7 protein-coding genes and 1 pseudogene are annotated in these 24092 nt (G+C 59.5%); 7 read left to right on the top strand and 1 reads right to left on the bottom strand.

Annotated features, from left to right (window positions below):
* The 6 genes from BFP89_RS16235 to BFP89_RS27595 form a co-directional block, all read left to right on the top strand.
* Positions 1-1394 (top strand): ShlB/FhaC/HecB family hemolysin secretion/activation protein (locus BFP89_RS16235; RefSeq protein WP_065883225.1); only part of this gene is annotated, 1394 nt, incomplete at its 5' end.
* Between the two features lie 31 nt (positions 1395-1425).
* Entirely contained in the window at positions 1426-12318 is a 10893-nt protein-coding gene (locus tag BFP89_RS16230) for a hemagglutinin repeat-containing protein (protein WP_083208084.1), read from the top strand.
* Positions 12319-12320: 2 nt separating this feature from the next.
* Entirely contained in the window at positions 12321-12719 is a 399-nt protein-coding gene (locus tag BFP89_RS16225; protein WP_065886468.1) for a hypothetical protein, read from the top strand.
* 392 nt (positions 12720-13111) lie between these two features.
* Positions 13112-13405 (top strand): hypothetical protein, encoded by a 294-nt coding sequence (locus BFP89_RS29385; protein ID WP_256097360.1) that lies wholly within the window; start codon positions 13112-13114, stop codon positions 13403-13405.
* Positions 13406-14190: 785 nt separating this feature from the next.
* A complete protein-coding gene (locus tag BFP89_RS16220; protein ID WP_256097359.1) occupies positions 14191-22494 on the top strand; it encodes a two-partner secretion domain-containing protein in 8304 nt (2767 codons plus the stop codon).
* Positions 22494-23159, top strand: a complete 666-nt coding sequence (locus BFP89_RS27595; RefSeq protein WP_083208083.1) for a hypothetical protein — start codon at positions 22494-22496, stop codon at positions 23157-23159. Before BFP89_RS16220 ends, BFP89_RS27595 begins: the two co-directional genes overlap by 1 nt.
* Positions 23160-23303: 144 nt before the next feature.
* On the opposite strand, the gene BFP89_RS16215 is transcribed toward BFP89_RS27595, so the two are convergent.
* Positions 23304-23558, bottom strand: a complete 255-nt coding sequence (locus BFP89_RS16215) for a hypothetical protein (protein WP_065886467.1) — start codon at positions 23556-23558, stop codon at positions 23304-23306.
* A 284-nt stretch (positions 23559-23842) separates the two neighbouring features.
* Between BFP89_RS16215 and BFP89_RS29380 the strand changes: the two are divergent.
* Positions 23843-24092: pseudogene (locus BFP89_RS29380) on the top strand (hypothetical protein); the annotation flags it as partial.

Here is a 24092-nt window from a genome sequence, read left to right as displayed (position 1 = left end):
CCCAGCTCAACGACCTGCTCAAGGCCATCACCGACTACTACCTCGGCAAAGGCCGCGTCACCAGCCGCGCCTACCTGCCGCAGCAGGACCTCTCCACCGGCCACCTGCAAGTGCTGGTGGTGGAAGGCAAGCTCGAAGCCTTGCGCAGCGCCGAAGGCAGCACCGTGACCGAACGCGAATTGGCCATGGCCTTTCCCGGCAAGGTCGGCGAAGCGCTGAACCTGCGCGAAATCGAGCAACTGGTGGACCAGCTCAACCGCCTGCCGTCCAAACAAGCGCAAATGGAATTGACCCCCGGCAAGCAAGTCGGCGGCAGCGACGTGGTGGTCAAGAACACCGCGCAAAAGCCCTGGCGCGCCAGCCTGTCGCGCAATAACGACGGCCAGAAAAGCACCGGCGAACAGCAATGGGGCGCCGGCCTTGAGTGGGACAGCCCACTGGGTCTGGGCGACCAGTTGATTCTGCGCGGCGGCCATGACGCCATCAGCGACCACCAGAAAACCTCGAAAAACACCATGCTCTACTACAACGTGCCGTGGGGCTGGTGGAACTTCAGTTACACCTACAGCGAGAGCGACTACCGCACCTTCGGCGTGACCGATGACTTCAAATACAAGCAGGACGGCGACAACCAGAACCACCAACTGCGCGCCGAACGAGTGATCCACCGCGATGACGTGAGCAAGACCTCGGTCAACGTCGGCCTGGCGCACCTGCGCACCAACAACTACATCCTCGACGTGCGCACCGCGCCCAGCAGCAACCGCCTCAGCGAACTGCAATTGGGCGTCAACCACGGTCGGCGTATCGGCACGGCCTTCGTCAACCTGGACCTGGGCATGCAAAACGGTATCGGCCTGCTCGACGCCCAGTCCCAGGACGAGCGCGACGCCTTCGGCCGCCGCCAGCCGAACTCGCGCTACCGCAAATACACCGCCACCGTCAGCTACCTGCAACCGTTCAGCCTGTGGGGCGAGTCGTTCAGCTTCAGCAGCCTGGCCACCGGCCAACGCAGTGAAGACCCGCTGTTCTCGCCCCAGCGCATGAGCCTCGGCGGCTCGGCTTCGGTGCGCGGTTTCAAGGACCAGTTGCTGACCGGCGACAGCGGCGGCTACTGGCGCAACGAAGTGCGCTGGGCGCGCCCGGTGACCCTCGACTGGATGCGTCCGGCCTTCTTCGAATACGGCGCCAGCGTCGGCTACGACCAGGGCGTGATCCGCAACGACCGCTACAACGACAACGTTCATGGCCGCGTGTCCAGCAACTCCCTGGAGCTGTTCGCCCGAGGCAAGAACGTCAGCACCAGCGTGACCTTTGCCCACTCGCTGGAAAGACCCGGAGTCGTCACCGAGCGCGAAGCGCCGATCTACTTCCGCCTGGATTTGTTCCTGTAATTCAACGTTGCGCCGCAGCGAGAAACTGAAAATGGACGTTCGACAATTTGCCTTCCTGGCCCGCCAACCTTCCGCCGCCCTGAAGCCGCGAAACGCGTTCTTCGGCCTGCCCAAACGCGGGCTGGCGCTGATCCTTGCCAATGCGCTGTTCTGGCAACCGCTGCTGGCCCAGGCCGAGGGCATCGTGGTCAGTGCGCCGGGTACCACGGTGGGCGCAGCGGGCAATGGCGTGCCGGTGGTGAACATCGCCACGCCCAACGGCGCAGGCTTGTCCCATAACCAGTTTCAGCAGTACAACGTCGGCCTCAACGGCGTGATTCTCAACAACGCCAACGGCGCGCTGCAAAACACCCAACTGGGCGGGATCATTGTCGGCAACCCCAACCTCAAGGGCGGCGCGGCCAGCGTCATCCTCAACGAAGTCAACGGCGGCAGCGCCAGCCAGTTGCGCGGTTATACCGAAGTGGCGGGGCAGTCGGCCAAGGTCATCGTGGCCAACCCGTACGGCGTGACCTGCGCCGGTTGCGGCTTCATCAACACCCCCAACGTCACCCTCACCACCGGCAAACCCATCATCGACCCCACCGGCCAGCTGAAAAGCTACCAGGTCGATGGCGGCGCGGTGACCATCGATGGCGAAGGCCTGAACGCCAGCAACATCGACCGCTTCGACATCATCACCCGCTCGGCCAAGATCAACGCACAAATCAACGCCCGCGAACTCAACGTGATCGCCGGGCGTAACGACGTCGATGCACAAAGCCTGAAAACCACCGCCCGCGCCGATGACGGCAGCGCCAAACCCGAGCTGGCCATTGACTCGTCGGCCCTGGGCGGCATGTACGCCGGCACGATCAAATTGGTGGGCACCGAGGCCGGTGTGGGCGTGAAGCTCGACGGCACCTTGGCGGCCAGTGGTGGGGATATCCAGCTCGACGCCAATGGGCGCTTGAGCATGGCGCAAACCGCCGCCAGCGGCGCAATCAATGTCAAAGCCGCCAGCCTTGACGCCCAGGGACCGATTTATGCCGGTACCGCTCTGGAGGTGCAAACCCAGGGCGATCTCAACAGTCGCAAAAGCCTGGCCGCACGTGACCGCATTGCGCTGTCCAGCGGCGGCACGCTGACCAACGCAGACATCATCGAAGCCGGCGTCAACGCCGATAACACCCGCAACACCACAGGCGACGTCAGCCTGCGCGGCCAGGCCATCAACAACAACGGCGCCAGCGTGATCGCCAGCCGCAGCTTGAGCGTCGATTCCCAGGCCTTGAACAACCAGGGCGGCACCCTCAGCGCCCGGCAAGGCACTCGCATCACGGCGGCGACCGTCGATAACCGCAACAACGGCCGAGTCCTCAGCAACACCGCGCTGGCTATCGACGCCGGCGCGCTGCAGAACGGCCAGGGTGGATTGATCGCCAGTAACGGGCCGCTGACTGCCACGCTGGGCACGGTGCAAAATACCGGCGGCGAAATCTCCAGCCTGGACACGGCCAACCTGACGGTGACCACCCTGGACAACGTCGCGGGCCTGGTCACGGCGGGCAAGGCGTTGAGCCTCAACGCCGGCACGCTCGACAACCAGAACGGGCGCGTCACCAGCCAGGGCGTTCTTCACCTCACCGGCAATCGCCTGGACAACCGCCAGAAAGGCCTGGTCGCCAGCACCGGCGGCGTGCAGATCGACGTCGCCAACATCGACAACCGCAACGGCGAGCTGTCCAGCCGTGCGGGCGTGGCGGTGAACGGCACGCAACTGGATAACAGCGATGGCGGCCTGGTGGTGGCCGGCACTGGGCTGAACCTGAACGTCGATCAATTGCTCAACCGCAACCAGGGCCTGATCAGCAGCGAAGGGCTGCTTACCCTCACCACGGGCACCCTGGTCAACCGTGGTGGCGCGCTCTCCAGCGCCGGCCCGCTGAGCATCACCGCCCGTGACGCGGTGGACAACCAGGGCGGGCGCCTGGTCACGGACGGCAGCCTGACCTTGACCAGCGCAAGCGTCGACAACAGCCAAAAAGGCACCCTGAGCGCGCGCCAGGCCGCGCACATCAGCTCCGCCGACCTGAATAACCAGCAAGGCGGGCAGATCACCAGCGCGCAGGCCCTGACCCTGGAACTCAACCGTGGTCAGTTCAACAACCAGAGCGGGCTGATCAACGCGCCGTTGCTGATGCTCAACAACCTCAAGGATGTGCATAACCAGGGCGGCGAAATCTCCAGCAGCCAGGCCTTCACTCTCACCGCCGACAACCTCGATAACAGCAGCGGCAAACTGCTGAGCAACGCCGCCCTGACCCTGCGCATCGGCCAGGCCCTGGCCAACGTCAAGGGTATGATTGCTGCGGCTGCGGTTGACGCAAGCGCCGCCAGCCTGGACAACAGCGGCGGCACCCTCACCAGCCGTGGCGACACCCTGCTCAACGTGAGCGGCCCATTGGCCAACCAGGCCCAGGGCCTGATAAACGCAGCCAACCTTCTGAGCATCCATACCGCGAGCCTGGCCAACCAGAACGGCTCGCTGCTGGGCAGCGCGATTGCCTTGGACTTCGGCACCGCCACCGGCGACCTGAACAACACCGGTGGCCTGATCACCACCGCCGGCAACCTGAGCATCAACCACCTGCGTGACCTCAGCAACCAGGGCGGCGAACTCTCCAGCGCGCAAACCCTGAACCTCAAAGGCCGCACGTTGAATAACAGCAACGGCAAGCTGATCAGCAATAACCTGCTGGTGCTCAATGCCGAAAACCTGATCAACCAGAATGGCCTGATGTCCGGCTGGCAGGGTTTGACGGTCAGCGGTGCGAACCTGGATAACCGCAACGGCGGCACCTTGTCGAGCCGATACGGCGACCTCAATGCCACGCTGACCGCCAGCCTGCTCAACAGCGCAGGCGGCGCATTGGTCAGCCAGAAAGCCTTGACCGTCAACGTGGGCGAACTGGACAACAGCAACAAAGGCGTACTTTCCAGCGCGGCCGGGCAGAAGCTCACCGTCGGCGGCTTGCTGAACAACGCCCAGGGCGGCGTGATCGACAGCGGCGCGGCCTTGAGCCTGAACACGCAAAACCTGGACAACAGCGCCGGCAGTATCAGTGGCGGCACCGCCACCACCCTCGACCTGCTCGCCACCCTGACCAACACCAACGGCAAACTGGCCAGCGGCGGCCCACTGCTGATCAGCCGCGCGGCGCAGATCAACAACCAAGGTGGCCAGATCGCCAGCCAAGGCTTGTTGACCCTGCTGACCGGCGGCCTGGACAACCGCAACCGTGGCACCCTGGCCGCCAACGAACGCTTGAGCCTGACCGCCGGCGGCCTGGTGCAGAACGGCAACGACGGCTTGATCTACAGCCAGAACGCCGACCTGCTGCTCACCGCCAACCGCCTGGACAATGGTAAAGGCACCGTGCAAAGCCAGGGCGGCATGACCACCAACGTGGCCGACACGCTGGATAACCAGAGCGGCAAACTGATTGCCCAGGCCGGTGACTTGCATGTCAACGCGGCCAGCCTCGACAACCGTGGCGGCACCCTCGCCAGCCTCAAGGCCGCACTGCAAACCCAAGTGATCGGCGTGCTGCGCAACGGTTACGACCTCAATAACAACCGCCAGGGCGGCGTGATGCAGGGGCAAAGCCTCAACCTGCAAGCCGGCAGCGTAGACAACTACGGCGGGCGCATCGCCGCGCAGGGCGGCAACGCACTGGTCACCACCGGCAATTTCGACAACCGCAACGGCGGGCTCTATGCCAAAGGCCTGATGCGCGTGGTCGGCCACGATTTCGATAACAGCGGGGACAACGATGGCCAGATCGCCGGCCAACAGATCGACCTGGACCTCAGCGGCGCGTTGAATAACCGCCTGGGCATCATCGAAAGCGAATCCACCCTCAAGGTCCGCGCCGCCAGCCTGGACAACCAGACCGGTCGCCTGCGCGCACTGGGTAACAGCGGCACCACCGAGTTCGCCATTGGCGGGCTGTTCGACAACCGCAACGGCGTGCTGGAAGCGGCCAACACCAACCTGACCCTGGACGCCGACCGCCTGCAGAACCTCGGCGGCAATGTGCTGCATGTGGGCACCGGCACCTTCGGCATCGCGCCGCGCAATCTCAACGATGTGGGCGGCAGCCTGGTCACCCGTGGCGACCTGACCATCGCCCAGGACACCTGGACCAACAGCAGCGTGATCCAGGCCGGGCAACTGACCGTTAACGTCAACAGCCTCGAACAGACCGCGACCGGCCAATTGCTCGGCGCCCGGCGCTTTATCGGCAGCGGTGGCAACTGGTCCACCAACGGCCTTATCGCCAGCGACGGCGACCTCGACCTGAGCTTGAGCGGCGCGCTCAACAGCAGCGGGCGCATCAGCAGCCTGGGCAAACTGAACCTGACCGCCGCCCAGGCCAACTTGAGTGACACCGCCAGCATCGCCGGCGGTGGGGTGACCCGCGCCACCCTCGGCGGCACCCTGAACAACCGCGGCCGCCTGACCTCGGCCACCGACCTGCTGATCAACGCGGGCGCGCTCAACAACTACGCCACGCTCGGCAGCGGGCAAACGCTCACGGTCAACACCGGCGCATTGCTCAACGACCACGGCCTGATCTTCAGCGGCGCCGACATGAGCCTGCGCGTGGCGTCGCTGAACAACAGCTACGGCGACCTCTACAGCATGGGCAACCTGAGTGTCGATCGCGACGGCAAGGGCGGCCTGGCCGACAGCATTATCAACAGCTCATCGAGCATGCAAAGTGATGGTGACCTGACCCTCACCGCCGCCACGATCAAAAACGAACGTGCGGTACTCACCGTCAACGACGCGGGTGTCTACACCGCCTCGGCCACCGAGGGCGCGTGCATCAAGTACGTCAACGCCGGTGACTGCAAAGCAGGCGGCACCCCGCGCAACTACGTATGGGAGTTGCTGACCCGCGACAAGCTGGAAGTGACCGCCGCCAGTGCCGGTTCGAGTATCACCGCCGGGCGCAACATGACCCTGGCGGGTGGCGACCTGCTCAACAGCAGCAGCTCGATCGCGGCCGGCGGTAACTTCACCGCGCGCCTGAACAACCTGGTCAACACCGGCATCGAAACCGGCGAGACCGAGACCTATCGTCTTTTCACGTCAGAGCGCACCAAGCACCCTGGACGCTGGTTCGATGCAGCCGCCGCACTCACCAGCAAATACTGGTACAAAAGCGCCGGTTACAACCCCAATGACCTCGGCGGCCTTGAGGCCACGGTGGCCAACTTCATCGGCATGATGGAGATCGAGCGCACCCAGTTCGGCAAAGTCACCAAAATCGCCAGCGATGATCAGCGTTACGCTGCCGTGATTCAGGCTGGCGGCGCGGTGGACGTCAAGGCGCAGGCCGGTATCGACAACAGCGTGGTGCGCCCGGGTTACACCTACATCGGGGCGGGTGCAAAAACCACCACCGGCGCAACCGGCGCCAGTGCCGCCAACGGTTACTCGACCCGCGTCACCCTCAACGCGCAATTGCCTCCGGACCTGGCCCAGCAGCAGATCAACCCGCTGAGCTTGCCCGGCTTTACCTTGCCCAGCGGCCAGGGCGGCCTGTTCCGCCTCAGCGGCCAAAGCGCCAGCGCGCCGGCCAGTACCGGCCCGCAAGGCTGGGCCCTGGGCGGCGGCAGCGTAGACCGAGCCCCGGTTTCCGCGCCGGTGGTAGCCGGCACCGGCACCTCGGCCGACGGTGTCACCCTCAACCGCGTGCAAGGCCTGCCGGACAGCCAGTTCGTCTCCAACCCACAGAAATACCTGATCGAAACCAACCCGCAGCTGACCAATCTCGGCCAGTTCCTCAGTTCCGATTACATGCTGTCCAAACTCGGCTACGACCCCGACCAGGCGCAAAAACGCCTGGGCGACGGCCTCTATGAACAGCGCCTGATCCAGCAAGCGGTCATTGCCCGCACCGGCCAGCGCTTCATCGACGGCCAAACCAGCGACACGGCGATGTTCAAGTACCTGATGGACAACGCCATCGGCAGCCGTCAGGCACTCAATTTGTCGGTGGGAGTAAGCCTCACCGCCGAACAAGTCGCGGCCCTGACCCACGACATCGTGTGGATGGAAAACGCCACCGTCGCCGGCCAGCAAGTGCTGGTGCCGGTGCTCTACCTGGTCCAGGCCAACAACCGCCTGGCGCCCAATGGCGCGTTGATCACCGGCAGCGACCTGAGCCTGGTCAGCGGCACAGACCTGACCAACGTCGGCACCCTGCGCGCCACCAATAACCTGGCCGCCAGCGCAGGGCGCAACATGGTCAACAGTGGCCTCATCGCAGCGGGCAACCGTCTCGACCTGCTCGCCGGCAACAGCCTCACCAACCGCGCCGGCGGCATCATCAGCGGGCGCGACGTCAGCGCCGCTGCGGTAAATGGCGATGTGCTCAACGAACGCACGGTCACCAGCCACCAGAGCAGCAGCGGCTATCGCACCGAACGCAGCGACTTCGTCGACAATGCCGCGCGCATCGAAGCCGCCAACAGCCTGACCCTGCAAGCCGGTCGCGACGTCAACAGCACCGGCGGTGTACTCAAGAGCGGTACCGACACCCGCATCCAGGCCGGGCGTGACGTGAACCTCGTCACCGCCGAACAACGTAACGCCAATGTCGTCAGCACCTACTCACGCAGCAGCAACGTGACCCAGTACGGCACGGTGGTAGAAGCCGGGCGGGACTTCCAGATTGTGGCGGCACGGGACATCAGCGCCATCGGCAGCCAGCTGAATGCCACGCGTGATCTGGCGTTGGTAGCCAAGGGCAATGTGAACCTGGCTTCGGCGGCGAATGAACAGCATTCGGCGTTTAATTCCAAGAAGGTGACCAGTGTCGAAGACCATGTTCAGCAGGTATCGACCGTGCTCAAGGCTGGCGGTGACGCCACCCTGAGCGCCGGGCAGAACCTGCAACTGGTGGCCAGCCAGGTGAACGCGGGCAAAGAAGCGTACCTGGTTGCGGGTAACGACCTTGCCCTCAAGGCGGCTGAAAATCAGGACTACAGCTTCTACAGCAAAACCAAGAAGACCTCGTCCGGGAAAAAATTCCGCCTGGATGAGACATCCGCCGTCAACAATGTCGGCAGCCTGGTCAGCGCGGGCACCAACAGCACCGTCGTGGCGGGGGCAAACCTGCTGCTGGCCGGCAGCGCCGTCACCGCCGAAAAAGGCGCGGCGCAACTGGTCGCAGGCCAGGATGTCAGCATTCTTGCGGTCACTAACTCCGACAACGCCCGGCACGAACGCAAAGAAAGCAAAAGCAGTTGGGGCGGGTTCAAGTCGAGCAAGGTTGAAGACAAAGTCGACGAGAAGCGCACTACTGCCGTGGGCAGTATGGTGTCTGGCGATACGGTAAGCGTTGCCAGCGGACGGGACATCAAAGTCACTGGTTCATCCTTGGTGAGCACGGATGATCTGGTTGTGCAGGCCAGGCGTGATTTGACTATTGATGCCGCGCAGAACACGTTCTCGCGCACCGACATGCACAAAGAAAAAAATCGCGACCTCACGGGTGTGTTGACGGGCAACAAGCTGGGTCTGGATGACGCCACCGGCAATCAACATTTGTTCATCAATAGCCAGAAACACAACGGCACAGCCAACGAAACGACGTTGACGGGCAGCACCGTCGGGTCCAGCGCCGGCAATGTAAGTCTGGTCGCCGGGCGTGAACTGAAGGTGATTGCCAGTGATTTGGTAAGCACCAAAGATATGTCGCTCAATGGCTCTAATGTCACCATTGTTGCCGGAACAGAAACGGCTAACCAAATGAGTCAGGACAGCTCCAAGACCTTGGCGGTTGGGCGGGTGATCGGTGGTGTGGTGGTCGACACCTACAAGAGTATTCGTAACGATGTGCAGGCCGTTCAAAAGGCCGACGATAGCCGTTTGAAGGCCGTCAAAGGGGCTCAGGCGGCGCTCTCGGTCTACGATGCTTTGGGTGGCGGCAATGAGGCGGCCAACGATTCAGACGGCAAGCCCGCCAATAGCAAAGGGTCCGTGTTTAAGATTGGTACTGAACTCGCGAATACCCGCAAGAAAAGCACTAGCGAGTACAACGCCGAGACGGTGAAGCAATCGACCCTCAACAGTGGCGGTGGCCTGGCGATCGTGGCAACCGGCGATGCACCGGGCACCGTAGGTGACCTGCATGTGATCGGCAGCAGCATCAAAGCCAAAGACACGCTGTTGCAGGCTAAGAATGACGTCATCCTGGAAAGCGCTCAGGACCGTAAGAACTGGGACAACCAGAATAAAAATAACAAGACCAGCATCGGCGTGAGCCTCAGTTTTGGTGAACAGAGCGGTTTCGTGCTGGACCTGGGTGCGCAGATGGCCAAGGGTATGGGAACCGGCCATGAAGTCACCCAAGTCAATAGTACGGTGGAGACAGGTCTTCTCGTCCTCAAGAGTGGCCAGGACACAACACTGGCAGGCGCGCAGGTGCATGCCGATGCTATTAAGGGGCAGGTTGGCGGCAACTTGAACATCGCCTCTCGCCAGGACGAAGCGAGCCAGAAGAACAAGCAAACCAGCGGCGGTGTTGGTGTGAGCATTTGCGTGCCACCTTTCTGCCTGGGCTCCATGGTTTCAGGCTCCGCGAATATCGCCGGCAACAAAATGAACAGCGATTACAACGCGGTGACCCAGCAAACCGGCCTTTATGCCGGCAAGGGTGGATATGACATCAATGTGGGTAAAAACACCACGCTTCAGGGCGCTGTAATCGCCAGCGAAGCCAGCAACGACAAGAACTACCTGAGTACTGATCGTCTGCTGGTCAGCGATATCAAAAACAACAGCGACATCAAAAGCCAGGCCGCGAGCTTGAGCTATTCCGGCGCGACAGCAGGGTTCACCGATGCGCGCTCGGGCGTGGGCGGTACGATTCCGTTGCTGCTCAAGGAGTCCGATAGCAACAAAACCCGTAGCGCCGTTAACCCGGGAACAATCGAGGTAAGGAACGCGGCCGGGGCCAATGACTTGGTCGGCTTGAACCGTGACACTGCCAACGCCAACAAGCCGCTCGACCGGCCTGACGAAAAGGCCATGCAAGAGCGGATCGACTTGATCCAAAGCTCGGCGCAACTGTCGAGCACCGTGATCAACAAAGTTGCCGAAGCCAAGGCGAGTAAAGCCGCAGCATTGAGCAAGCAGGCAGATGATCAGGCTAGGGCGGGCTCCCCCTATGCTGAGCAAACAGCACTGGCGGCAAACGCGGCATATCTGGATGCCAAGGGCTGGCAGGTGGGTGGTGACAAACGTGTGATGGCTGATATCGCCACCGGTTTGATCGCAGCGGGGTTAGGAGGAGCGACAGGAAGTACAGCCGTCGGGATTGTTGCCAATACCTCCTCAAGTGACATCTTTAAGAAGATAGGTGACTACGCTCAGGCCAGATCCATAGATCCGAAATCTGATGCGGCCACACGTGCCGCGTGGGCCGAGGGTGGTGCGGCGCGGGTGATGTTGCATGCGTTGGCTGGCGCGGCAATTGGGTTGTCCAGCGGTAGCTCTCAAAGCGGTGCACTAGGTGCAGGTGCATCAGCCGCGTTGATACCGGCGATTACAGATGCTTTGGAAAAAAACCAAATCAAGGGTACGGATCAAGATGCGCTGGCGTCGTTGATTGCGGCGGGTGTGGGCACTGTTGTAGGTGCTGGTAATGGCGTAAACGGTTCGATAGTGGCTGGTGGAACGGCTAATAGTGTTGAAGTATTCAACCGCCGCCTGCACAAGACCCAGGAAGTGCCAATTCTGGAGAAGAAGGCCGAAGAGCTGGAAAAACAGGGCAAGGCTGAGTCCAGTACACGTTGGATTGATTTGTTGATGATTGCCGCAGGCGGTGCGGTCGATAAAGCTGACGAAGCACGCTTGAATGCACTGGTGCAGCAATCCAAGGGCAAGGACACTGAGTCCGAGCGATTCATGGAAGATCTGAACACGGCCAAGGGAATCGTTGCCCAGTTAGCCGCACAGGAAATTCCGCTGACCTGGAAAGATGGCACGCCCATTATGGTCAAGGGCGAGAAGGTCTACGCCTTCGGTGCCACAGAGAGTCAGAAAAACGACCCTACCCTTTTTAATGCGGCAAATGTCTACGGCCCCGGAGCGGTCTACGATCAATGGCGGCAGTACGGTCAAGAGCAGACGGCTCAGCACCAAAACGAGCTATCGGGGTTGTCGACGTATGAGTCGAGTGTTACGGATGCATCGCAGCGGTTGGCGGACATTGCGATCAAGGGGACTAAAGACGTCACGCCTGAGCTCGACATTCTGGCGGCTGTGGTACCGGCTGCACGGGGTGCCAAGACTGTTTTCGAACTTGTTTTGGAGAGTATTGCGATTAAGAGGCTTGCATCAGGTACCGAGTTAAACAGCGCAGCTAAGTCCGGTGAGCTGATTGCAGGAAAAAATTGGGCTGGTGCAGCTGATAACGAAGCTGGGTTAGCCGGGAGACCGATTACGGTTGTTCCAGGAAGGTTTGATAATGAAATTGACTTGGCACTTAAATCAGATGTCACGGGAGAGGTTTTAGAGGGACAAGTCGGAAGGGCATTGAGCGAAAAAGGGATGCTTTTGGATTATCAAAGCAAATTCAGATCCGGTTTTTTTGACGGAAAGCCTGTGGGAATTGGCGAGATAGACGCTGAAACACCTCGTTTTATCATTGAGGTTGCCAGCAGTCCGAAGCCTGGAAAAATCGAACAGTTACAGAAGTTACAAAATAACACTATGCTTAACCCTGATCGTAAAGAAGTCATACTTTTTGCTCCGAACGTGGTTAAGCCGCAGCAGGTCAAAGCTTATGAAAAGATAGGCGTTAAAGTAATTAATAGCGTCGAAGAGTTATTCGAGTATGGGGCCAAAAAAGGGGGGTTATAGTTGTGAGCGACTCAGCAGCAATTATATCGGATGTGGAAATTGATGAAGACACGTTCGCTGATTTTCTTCACTCTATAGGTGGAATCGTCAGCGGCGGTAAACGTAGTCGCGGAGTATTAAGCTGGGGCGAGGCGACTTTGTATGTGTCATTACTCACCTCCGAAAAATTCATAGGTTTTTATGATGCTCAAGATATTTTCGAATGGGAGACTTTGTTAGGTTCCACGCCGAGGACAATGATTGAAATGCAGTTGGGACACTCAAAAGGGTCGATGGAGATGTATTTATGGTTGGCGTACGAGTTCGGTAAAAAATGGAATTGTGTTGTTGATGACGTTAATTCTGTAACCATTAATTACTCTGATATTAGTGATAGGTATACAAGGTTGAGCGTTAAATAGAGGGAATAGGGTTTAGACCACGTTTTGCGTTTTTTAGAGTTCAGTGGAGTTGCTCTTTAAAAATATGGTTTATTTTTTGGAAGAATAGGGTGGACCACGGTTAGCGTTTTTGGAGTTTGGTAGAGTTGCTCTTTTAAAGCATGATTGGTTTTTTGTAATTATTTTATTGTGTCGGCCTAGTGATCGACGGCTAAGCTATAAGCTCTTATCCAATTAGGGATTTATATGTCTCGCCGTCCCAGGGTTTTACTGCCGGATATCCCGTTGCATATTATTCAGCGGGGAAACAAACGGGCTGCGTGTTTTTATTCAGATAAAAACTATATTTTTACATTAATACATTAGCCGTGCTTGCTGCGCTGTATGGTTGTAAAGTTCACGCATTGTGCTTGATGACAAATTATGTTCACTTGTTGTTGACTCCCACCTGCTGCGCGGGGGCTGGCCTACTTATGGAGGGGCTGGGGCAGCGCTACGTTCAATATGTCAATCGAACATATCAACGAACGGGCACTTTGTGGGGAGGCCGTTTCCGCTCCTGTTTGGTTCAACAAGAAAACTATGTTTTAGCTTGCTATCGATATATCGAAATGAACCCGTCAGAGCGGGTATGGTTGCTCATTCGGGCGACTATCGCTGGACCAGCTATAGTGCAAACGCACAGGGCGAGTTATCAGGCATTATAAGCCCGCATGCAGTCTATAGCGAGTTAGGTAGCGGCGCCGCGCAACGAGCCGAAGCTTACCGGTCTATATTCATGGATCGGCTTTCACCTGAATTGATAGAACAAATTCGATCTTCTACGAACGGTAATTACGTTTTGGGGGATCAGAAGTTCGCGTCAGAGATTGCGAAGATATTAGGTAAAAGAGTTTTACCGGGTGTGTCAGGACGCCCGAAAAAGTTTGAGTTAAAAAAATAGAAGAATAGTGGTCAGACCCTGAGGGATCCCGACAAACTCATCCTAAGCTCTGCTTTTGATGGCGCACCTCGTCGTCCAAAATCTGTGCAGAATCGCCAGTATTCCAGGCCTAGTCGCCACAATGAGAGCACTCCAGTTTAGAGACGCCCGGCCCTGTCGCAGAAGTCCCATCGACTAGTTGCGCAAAACAATAGATATCCTCCCTGAGCTTCGGCCGCTTCTCCCGAACTCAGGTAGGCCTCCACTGACGTGGCAGCAACTGAGTCAATCCCACTCGTCCGCTGCGCCAACGCTATTCAAACCAACCCCACCCCTAAATTCCGATAAGTGGGATCCAATTCACACATCCCTCGCGAACTTTTCCCCCTTTCCTTGTACTAACCTATTCGGCGATCTGATGGCTAAGTAATGGCATTTCTCGATATGGAAATAAGAACTGACGTTCTATCTCCAGCCAGCCTGACGATCACATGTCGACAGTAATGAGCGAGTCCCCAGCGCCGGTTACTGCCGCATGTCCTTAATGCCCGCTGCAACGAGACTACGAAAATGGATGTTCGACAATTCGCCTTCCTGGCCCGCCAACCTTCTGCTGCCCTGAAGCCGCGAAACGCATTCTTCGGCCTGCCCAAGCGCGGGCTGGCGTTGATTCTCGCCAACGCGCTGTTCTGGCAGCCGCTGCTGGCCCAGGCCGAGGGCATTGTGGTCAGTGCGCCGGGTACCACGGTGGGCGCGGCGGGCAATGGTGTGCCGGTGGTGAATATCGCCACGCCGAACGGCGCGGGTCTGTCTCATAACCAGTTCAAGGACTACAACGTCGGCCCCAACGGCGTGATCCTGAACAATGGCAACGGCCCTATGGTCAACACCCAACTGGGCGGGATCATTGTCGGTAACCCCAACCTCAAGGGCGGCGCGGCCAACGTCATCCTCAACGAAGTCAACGGCGGCAGCGCGAGTCAGTTGCGCGGTTATACCGAAGTGGCGGGGCAGTCGGCCAAGGTCATCGTGGCCAACCCGTACGGTGTGACGTGCAGCGGTTGCGGCTTTATCAATACGCCCAACGTGACCCTGACCACGGGTAAGCCGGTCATCGACCCGACCGGCCAGTTGAAAAGCTACCAGGTCGATGGCGGTGCCGTGACCATCGACGGCGAAGGCTTGAACGCCAGCAATGTCGAGCGCTTCGACATCATCACCCGCTCCGCCAAAATCAACGCTCAGATCAACGCCCGCGAACTCAACGTCATCGCCGGGCGTAACGACGTCGATGCGCAAAGCCTGAAAACCACCGTGCGCGCCGATGACGGCAGCGCCAAACCCGAGCTGGCGATCGACTCGTCGGCCCTGGGCGGCATGTACGCCGGCGCGATCAAGCTGGTGGGCACCGAGGCCGGTGTGGGCGTGAAGCTCGACGGTACGCTCGCAGCCAGTGGCGGCGATATCCAGCTCGACGCCAACGGGCGCCTGAGCATGGCGCAGGCGGCGGCCACCGGTAACGTCAAGGTCAGCGCGCAGACGGTCGACCTCACCGACAAGGTCTACGCCAACGGCAACGTGCGACTGAGCAGCGCCCAGGACCTGGTCAACCGCAAGAGCATTGCCGCCGGCCAGCGCATCGAGATCAACGCGGCCAGCGTGAACAACCCCGGCATCATCGAAGCCGGCGTCGCCGCCGATAACACCCGCAACACCACTGGCGACCTGGTGGTGAACGCACAGACCGTCACCACCAGCGGCAACCTGCTGGCCAGCCGAGGCCTGGCGATTAGCGCGGCGCAAGCGCTGACCAACCAGGGCGCGATCATCCAGGCCAAGAATATCGAGGTCAGCAGCGCCAAGCTCACCAACCAGGGCGCCACCGCGCGCCTGTTCGGCGAGCAGAGCCTGGTGATCAGCTCACCGGCCATCGTCAACCTCGGCGGCCTGATCCGCTTCGGCGAAGGCCAGGCCGCCACGCTCAACAGCGCCTCCCTGGACAACCGCCAGGGCCGTATCGAAATGGCCGGCGGCAGCCTCGCGCTGACCAGCGCCGACCTGAACAACAGCGGCGGGCAAATCGTCGCCAACGACCTGAGCGTCAACGCCGGCAACCTGAACAACCAGAACGGCGTACTGGTAGCCAAAACCGCGACCGTCAATGCCAGCGACCTCGACAACAGCCTCAAGGGCCTGATCCAGGCTGACGGCGGCGCGCTCAACCTGACCGTCGCCAACACCTTCAACAACAACCAGGGTTTCGCCCAGGCCAGCACCGATCTAAACGTTACAGCCGGCACCCTCAGCAGCAACGCAGGCGGCGTACTGAGCGCCGACACCGGCAAGCTCACGCTGACCGCCGCGCAACAGCTCAACAACGCCCAGGGCCGCCTGCAGGCCGGGCAGGGCGATATCGAACTGCACGCCGCCAACCTGGATAACCAGGGCGGCGTGATCGTCGGCAAGCAACTGCTGCTCGACGTGGCTGGTGGCGATATCGACAACCGCGCCGGGCGCATGTTGGGCGACCGCCTCGACGTACGCGCTTCCGGCCTCGACAACCGCAACGCCGGCCTGCTGGCCGGTGGCGCCCAGGGCGTAAGCCTGCTGCTCAAGGGCCCGGGCCAGTTGCTCAATGCCCAGGGCCGCATCCAGAGCGAGGGCCTGCTGCAACTGCAGGGCGAGCGCTTCGACAACAGCGCCGGCATCCTGCTGGGCCAGACCGTCGACGTCACCGCGCAGACCTTCACCAACAGCAACAAAGGCGCGCTGGTCAGCGATGGCGGCGACGTGGTGCTCAAGGTCAGCGACCTGCTCACCAACGTCGGCGGCCAGATCGACGCGGGCGAACGCAGCGTGCTGGTCAAGCAACTCACCACCCTCAACAACGACGGCGGCACCCTGCGCGGCAAGCGCCTGGACATCGCCGCGCAGCAGCTGAACAACGACAACGGCCAACTGCTGGCCGGCGCCGAAGGCGTGACCTACAGCGGCCAGGACCTGAGCAACCGCAAGGGCCTGATCCTCAGCAGCGGCGCCCCCACCGTGCTCACCACTGCCAGCCTGCACAACCAGGGCGGCACCGTGCAGGGCGACAGCCTGAGCGTCACCGCCAACAGCGTCGATAACGGCAGCGGCGGCCTGATGGCCAGCCTGGTCGGCAACCTGCAATTGACCGTCGAAGCCCTGGCCAACCGTGGCGGCAAACTGTTCGGCAAAGAACACGTGACCGTCAGCGGCGCGACCCTCGACAACAGCGCGGGCGGCCAGGTCAGCGGCAATCAGATCAGCCTGACCTCACGTGACACCCTCACCAACCAGGGCGGCCTGATCGAGGCCAACCAGGGCCTGACCCTCACCGGCGGCAACCTGGATAACAGCGCCAGCGGGCAACTGCGTGCGCTGGGCGGCGCCAGCAGCAGCGTCAACCTCAGCGGTGCGTTGAACAACCAGAACGGCACCCTCGAATTCGGCAGCCAGGCCTTCAGCCTTGACGCCGCCAGCCTCAACAACCAGAACGGCATGCTGCAACACGCCGGCACCGGCCTGTTCCACCTCAACACCGCCAGCCTCTCCGGCAGCCAGGGCAATATCCAGGGCATGGGCAGCGCCGACTGGGCCTTCGGCAACGTCGACGGCCTGGGCCGCGTGCAACTCAACGACGTGCTCACCTACAAGAGCGACCAGGCGCTGGCCCTCAAGGCCGGCGACCGCATGGCCAGCGCCAAGGGCTTGACCCTCAACGTGGCCAGCCTGGACAACGGCGGGGAACTGCTCAGCGACGGTGACATCAGCATCACCACCGGCGATATGAGCAACAGCGGCCGCGTCTCGGCCCTGCAAACACTCACGGTCGCCGCCAACAACCTCAGCCAGAACGGCGGCCGCCTGGCCGCCACCAATACCCGCCTGACCCTGGGCGGCACCCTGGACAACCTCGGCTTCCTCACCGCCCGCCAGCAACTGGATATCGCCGCCGCGCAAATCAACAACCGTGGCACCCTTGGTGCCCAGGGCGCGGTGAACCTCACGGCGGTCAACGGCATCACCAATGCCGCCGATTCGCTGCTGTTCAGCGGCGGCGACATGACCTTGCGCAGCAATGGCTTCAGCAACAGCTATGGCGATGTCTACAGCAAAGGCAACTTGAGCTTCGCCGCGCGGGATGGCGGGCGTGCCGTGCTGTTCAGCAACCGCTCCGGCACCGTCGAAAGCGAAGGCTCCATCGGCATCAATGCAGGCTTAATCGAAAACGCCAAGGACGAATTCGAACTCGGGCAGACGCTCACCACCGGCAGCCTGTATTGGGTTTGTTCGCAACACTGCGGCGAGAAAGACGACTGGGAACGTGGCGAGATCACCATCTACGAAACGTACCTTGAGGCGGCGACCAAGGATTCAGTATCGGCGCGCCTGGTGGCCGGCAAAGACATGCTGCTGCAAGGCGACAATGTGCAGAACCGCTACAGCCTGATGGCCGCCAATGGCGACCTGAGCATCACCGCCGGTGACCTGCTCAACCAGGGCGCCGCCACGCGCACGGGGCAGCGCAAGATTGTCGTCAACACGCCAGGGCACGTTCCCGACGATTTGTTTGAGCGCATGCGCTATGTCGACGTTCCCGCGTTCAATGCGGCCACGGCGGCGGGCAATTTCGATAAGGCGCGCTTCGAAGAACTGAAAAACCGTTCGCCCAATAGCCGGCCTTTCGTCCACTCAAGCGACGTCACCACCTGGACCAGCAACGGCGGCCCCGGCTACGACGCCACCCTGCAGGCGGGCGGCACGGTCAACCTAAACGTCGCCCGCACCCTGCAAAACGGCACGCTGCACAACAACACCCTGGCCCAGTTGACCGGCACCCTCGGCGACGACCAGACCGGCATCCCCGTCGGCGGCATCAACATCAACCTGAGCAAACACGCCAACGACCCGAGCGCCCAGGCCCCCGGCAGCGTCTTGCCCGTCGTAGGCGTGGCCCCCGGCGGCGGCTTTGTACCGGTGGACTACACCGGCACCGCCTTCGCCCCGGTCGATCCCACCACCTCGCCCACCTTCCAACTGCCCAAGGGCGAGTACGGCCTGTTCGTCAAAAACGCCGACCCCACCAGCCATTACCTGATCGAGACCAACCCTGAATTCACCTCGGTGTCCGGTTTCTTCAGTTCCGACTACATGCTCGGCAAACTCGGCTTCAACGCCGACAACGCCTGGCGCCGCCTCGGTGACGGCCAGTACGAAACCCGCCTGATCCGCGACGCCGTCCTCGCGCAAACCGGCCAACGCTTCCTCGCCGGCGGCCTGTACAGCGACGCCGACCAGTTCCGCTACCTGATGGACAACGCGCTGGCCAGCAAAGACGCCCTGCGCCTTAGCCTCGGCGTGGCCCTCACCGGCCAGCAAGTCGGCGCCCTGACCCACGATATCGTGTGGATGGAAAACCGCGTCATCGACGGCCAGACCGTCCTCGTGCCCGTGCTCTACCTGGCCCAGGCCGACTCGCGCAACGTGCGCGGCAACAGCCTGATCCAGGGCCGCGACCTCAACCTCGTCACCGGCGGCGACCTGATCAACGTCGGCACCCTGCGCGCCAGCAACAACCTTACCGCCATCAGCAGCGGCAGTATCTACACCGGCGGCCTGGTCGAGGCCGGCAACAACCTGAGCCTGCTGGCCCAGGACAGCATCCGCAACGCCATGGCCGGCGAAATTCGCGGCAAACAAGTCAGCCTCACGGCCCTCAAAGGCGACGTCACCAACGACACCACCGCCATCCAGGTGCGTGACGGCGTCGGCATGCGCACCCTCACCGACACCAGCGCCGGCACCATCGTCGCCCGCGAAAACCTCGCCATCGACGCCGGCCGCGACCTCACCAACCGAGGCGCGCTGACAGCGGGCAACGACGCAAACCTTACCGCCGGCCGCGACCTCAACCTCATTGCCGCCAGCGACACCCGCGTCAAACACGAGACCCGCGACGACGGCGAGAAATCCAGCATCACCACCGACGTCAAAAACCTCGCCGCCAGCGTCACGGCGGGCGGCAACCTCAACCTGCAGGCCAGGCAAGACGTCAACATCATCGGCAGCACCGCCACCGCCGGCAAAGACCTCAACATCGCTGCCGGCCGCGACCTCAACGTCGCCTCGGTCAGCGACATGCACAACGTCGAAGGCAAGGAAAAGCACGGCAAAAAACGCATCAAGACCTCGGACGACCAGACCTCCCAAGTGGCAAGCGTGCTGACGGCGGGTGGAGATTTTGTCAGCCAGGCTGGGCGTGATACCACGATTGTGGCGAGCAGGATCAGTGCGGGGAATGAGGCTTATCTGTATAGCGGGGATAAGTTGAGTTTATTGGCGGCTGAGAACAGTACGCATACGTTGTATGACATGAAGAAAAACAGCGGCTGGGGTTCCAAGAAAACCCAGCGCGACGAGGTCACTCGTATTACTAACGTCGGTACTGAAATCAAGACCGGCGGCGACCTGATACTCAAGAGTGAAGGAGATCAGACCTATCAACTTGCCAAGCTTCAAAGCGGCAATGACATCACTCTGGACAGTGGTGGCGCGATTACTTTTGAAGCGGTCAAAGACCTGCATCAGGAGAGCCATGAGAAGAGCAATAACAACGCGTTTTGGGTTTCTTCCAAGGGCAAGGGCAACACCGACGAGACCGTCCGCCAGAGTCAGCTGATCGCCGAAGGCAATGTGGCAATCAAAGCTGTCGCCGGGTTGAAGATCGACATTAACCAAGTCAATCAGGAGACCGTCCGCCAGTCCATTGATGCGATGGTTAAGGCCGATCCACAGTTGGCTTGGATCAAGGATGCTGAGAAGCGTGGTGATGTGGACTGGAGGCAGGTCAAGGAGATCCACGACAGCTTCAAGTACAGCAACTCGGGCCTGGGGGCTGCTTCGCAGATCATTATTGCAATTGTGATGGCGGCAGTGGTTGGGCCGCTGGCAGCAGGAGCAATGGGCACCGCTACTGGAGGCATGGTTGCTGCCGGAACCATTTCCGTAGAAACGGCGGCCGGCATTTCAGCTGCGGCAGGTGCCGTTGCAGCAGGGGCAGCGACCAATGCAACCGTCAGTGTTGTTAATAACCGAGGCAACCTGGGCGCGGTATTCAAGGACGTAACCTCTTCGGATGCGATGAGGGGGTACGTTATTGCAGGAGCAACAGCCGGTCTGACTGCCGCGTATTTCGATGGTTGGACGGGTACCAAGACCGAGTACGGGACAGGGAATATTACGTCTCCGCCTTTGAACACATGGGCCGGGGCTGGGCAGTTTGCAGCGAATCAGACGTTGCAGAACGGCACGTCGATGCTTATTGGCAAGGCTTTAGGGCAAGGCGGAAGTGGAAGTGACGCGCTGAAAAGCGCGCTATTCAATACGCTTGCGGCAGTCAGCTTTAATGCTGTGGGGGACTATACAAAAGGGCGCTTGACCGACGGATATCCGCCGAAAATCATCGTTCATGCGATGGTGGGTGGTTTGCTTGCAGAGGCTACCGGGGGCGATTTTAAAACTGGAGCTTTGGCAGCCGGAATCAATGAAGCCGTAGTTGGCCACTTGAACACCCTAGTCAAGGGCAACAAGACCCTTCTCTCGATGAGCTCTCAAATCGTAGGTGTAATTGCGGCTGCTACGCAGCAGGATGCCGACGCTAAATCGTTGGAAAAGGGTGGCTGGGTGGCGAAAAACGCAACGCAGTACAATCATGCTCTTCACAAATCCCAAACCGATGCGCTGGATGAACAGCGACGGTTCCATCCTGAGAAAGCTGATCGTTTGAACGCAGCTGCTTGCGCGTTGGCTCGCTGCGCAGAGTCGATTCCGACCGACGATCCTACCTACGGTAAGTTCAAGGCACTTCAGGATAGCGGGGCTACTTATAGTGAAGAGATTGCGCTGCTTCAAGCAACCGGCCAGTTCGGTGGGCGCAGTTGGAAGGATTGGAGCGATGACACACTTAATGCTCATGGCAAGGCCGTACAGGTCGTTGGCGCGAGCAAGGATACTGCCCTCGGGCTCACGGGAGGAGCCGCGGCATATGCAGGGATGTTGGTTTCGTCACCTGCCTGTGTCGGCGTAGTTACATGTGCCTTACCGGTCGGCCTAGGTGCACTGGGCACTACGTCAATGGTGGGTGCTTGGGACTCGGCCAGCCAAATTACGGCGGATTTCAGGTCCGGTGAGCCTGAAAAAGTTGCGGCTTCTTTTTATCCTGAAACCTTTCCCGGAGAATCAAGTGCGACGTCTGACCTGGCAACCAGTACAGCTAAATCGGTAGCGCTGGCGGCGTTGTTCGGCGGGGCAGGTAAATATTTTGGTGGAAAATTAGCTGGAGATGCGTCCAGCGCAGCGGCTACGAAAGAACTTCTGGCTCCTAGTCGAAGTGGGTTAGACCTTTCCAAGGTCGACGTTTTGACTATAAGGGATGCGCGGAAATTAGATGGCGAAAATAGAGGTCTGATTTTCGTTCAGGAGCCTCAAGGAGACTTTGCTAAACCGTTCGTTAAGTTCGAAGCTGGTACAACAGGGGCATTTTCTGATGTTCTATCGCAGCGTAAAGCAGTCCCGGCAATTAGATTTGACAATCCCAATCCGAACGGCAACAATTTTGTGAAGTTTGACGGCATAGAGGATATTAACGGTATCACCTTGATTGATCGAAAAACGGCGCTAACTACATTTGACAAACAGATACAGAGCGTTCAGCGAGTATCGGCAGCGCTAAAGCAGAATCCGGGAGTTAAGGCGGTTTTTGAATTTCCCAATCAAAAAGCAGCTGATAGGGCAACAGATATCCTTGTTGAGCAAAATATCAGAAATATTTCTGTAAGGGTGGCACCTTAATGACTAAATATAAGCTTGAATTTCGACATAGACCTAATTTTTCAGAGTCTATCGAGGATAGGCATAATAACTTCTTGAACGCTGTAAGCGATTTGGGCGTTCCATGGGGTTTGAACGATTCCCTTAAAGTTCCCCCCATTGGAAGCGAGTTGGTGACCTCGGTGTCATTAGATAAGCTACTTCCAGTCGGCGTTAAAGGTCGAATTTCATACGCCCTGCGAGATCATAAGTATTTGGAAGATGATGCGCAGTTTGATGACACTCTATTTATTGAATTTACAGCTTCAAAAGTTGACTATTCAACTTTGTTGAAAGTTGTTTTTCCTAAATATATTAAGGCGTTTGGTTCCTATCGCTCGGCTTTGCATGATTGGAGTGTTACGAGAAGCGATTGGCCTTTAGTGGTAGAAGCTTGTGAAGCTACAAAGAAAGACGTCAATGGTAGGGATGGTGTTTTTCGTATAAATGCAGCGAATTATTTCGATAAGGAATTGTGTTTCCGTGCTTTTGGAAAGGGACCTCGTGAACTTGTTGATTTAATTAGTGATTATGTAGAAGAAGTACGTGAGTTTGAAGAAGGGGTTTTGATTGTGATTAGTTATAATCCGCTATCTGCCGACGAGCTCCTCAGTGCGGGTGATCGACTAAAAAGCTTGGTGATTTGATTTTTTTTGATCAAGATGGTCGGTGTAGGGCTGTTTTGGCTGGGCTTGGCAGAGTTGGTGGAAGGATTCTGCTTTTATGGTTCTTTAATAAAATGGTTTTATATATCGGCCGGGCAGTTATGGTTTAACTGCCCGGATTCTGCTTTAGATCTTCGAGTTTAATTTCCGTCCAATAACATCCAGCAGATCGCACCCATCCCGCAGCGGTATAGCCAGCAGCAGCGCAAAATCATGCAACACAACCGCATCACAGCTGATTTCCTCCCGAAATGCCAGATTCTCCAAAAACTGAGTTACCGCACGAATACGATACGCGGCAGCCTCATGGAGGACATCAAGGGGCGCTTGCGTGTCGATAACCAGCGCGGGAATGGTTGAGTCGTGACCTGTTAGCGGCATGTATCGGTTCATGTTTAAGCTCTCTACTTAAGTGATAAATGCCATCACTCAAACGTCGCCAAACGCATGGGTGACAGCCGTACGCAGGTTGGCGAACCGGCAGTAGAGAAAACCGGCAGACCCGAAGGTCTCCCGCGCACAGCCGTCATAAAACGACTTTGCAGGCGTGCAAGTGGCTGCAAAAAAGCCACCAGCTTGCGCATTCTCTACCGTCAGGTCGCCAAACCTGAATCGCCATGAGGGCGACCGGCGGACTATAAGTCCTTCGCGTAAAAACGCGCAAGGCATCAAAAGGCCGACGCTTCCTCGCCGGCGGCCTGTACAGCGACGCCGACTAGTTCCGCTACCTGATGGACAACGCGCTGGCCAGCAAAGACGCCCTGCGCCTGAGCCTCGGCGTGGCCCTCACCGGCCAGCAAGTCAGCGCCCTGACCCACGACATCGTGTGGATGGAAAACCGCGTCATCGACGGCCAGACCGTCCTCGTGCCCGTGCTCTACCTGGCCCAGGCCGACTCGCGCAACGTGCGCGGCA

It is taken from the genome of Pseudomonas sp. 31 R 17 (genome assembly GCF_900004915.1).
GTDB classification, from domain to species: domain Bacteria; phylum Pseudomonadota; class Gammaproteobacteria; order Pseudomonadales; family Pseudomonadaceae; genus Aquipseudomonas; species Aquipseudomonas orientalis_A.
Note: the sequence above shows the minus strand (reverse complement) of the source record. Positions and strands in the feature narration are given on the sequence as shown.

Excerpts from the sequence above, each read along its gene's own strand:
- BFP89_RS16230 (WP_083208084.1), top strand. The coding sequence starts at position 1,426 with ATGGACGTTCGACAATTTGCCTTCCTGGCCCGCCAACCTTCCGCCGCC.
- BFP89_RS29385 (WP_256097360.1), top strand. The coding sequence starts at position 13,112 with ATGACAAATTATGTTCACTTGTTGTTGACTCCCACCTGCTGCGCGGGG.
- BFP89_RS16220 (WP_256097359.1), top strand. The coding sequence starts at position 14,191 with ATGGATGTTCGACAATTCGCCTTCCTGGCCCGCCAACCTTCTGCTGCC.
- BFP89_RS27595 (WP_083208083.1), top strand. The coding sequence starts at position 22,494 with ATGACTAAATATAAGCTTGAATTTCGACATAGACCTAATTTTTCAGAG.
- BFP89_RS16215 (WP_065886467.1), bottom strand. The coding sequence starts at position 23,558 with ATGCCGCTAACAGGTCACGACTCAACCATTCCCGCGCTGGTTATCGAC.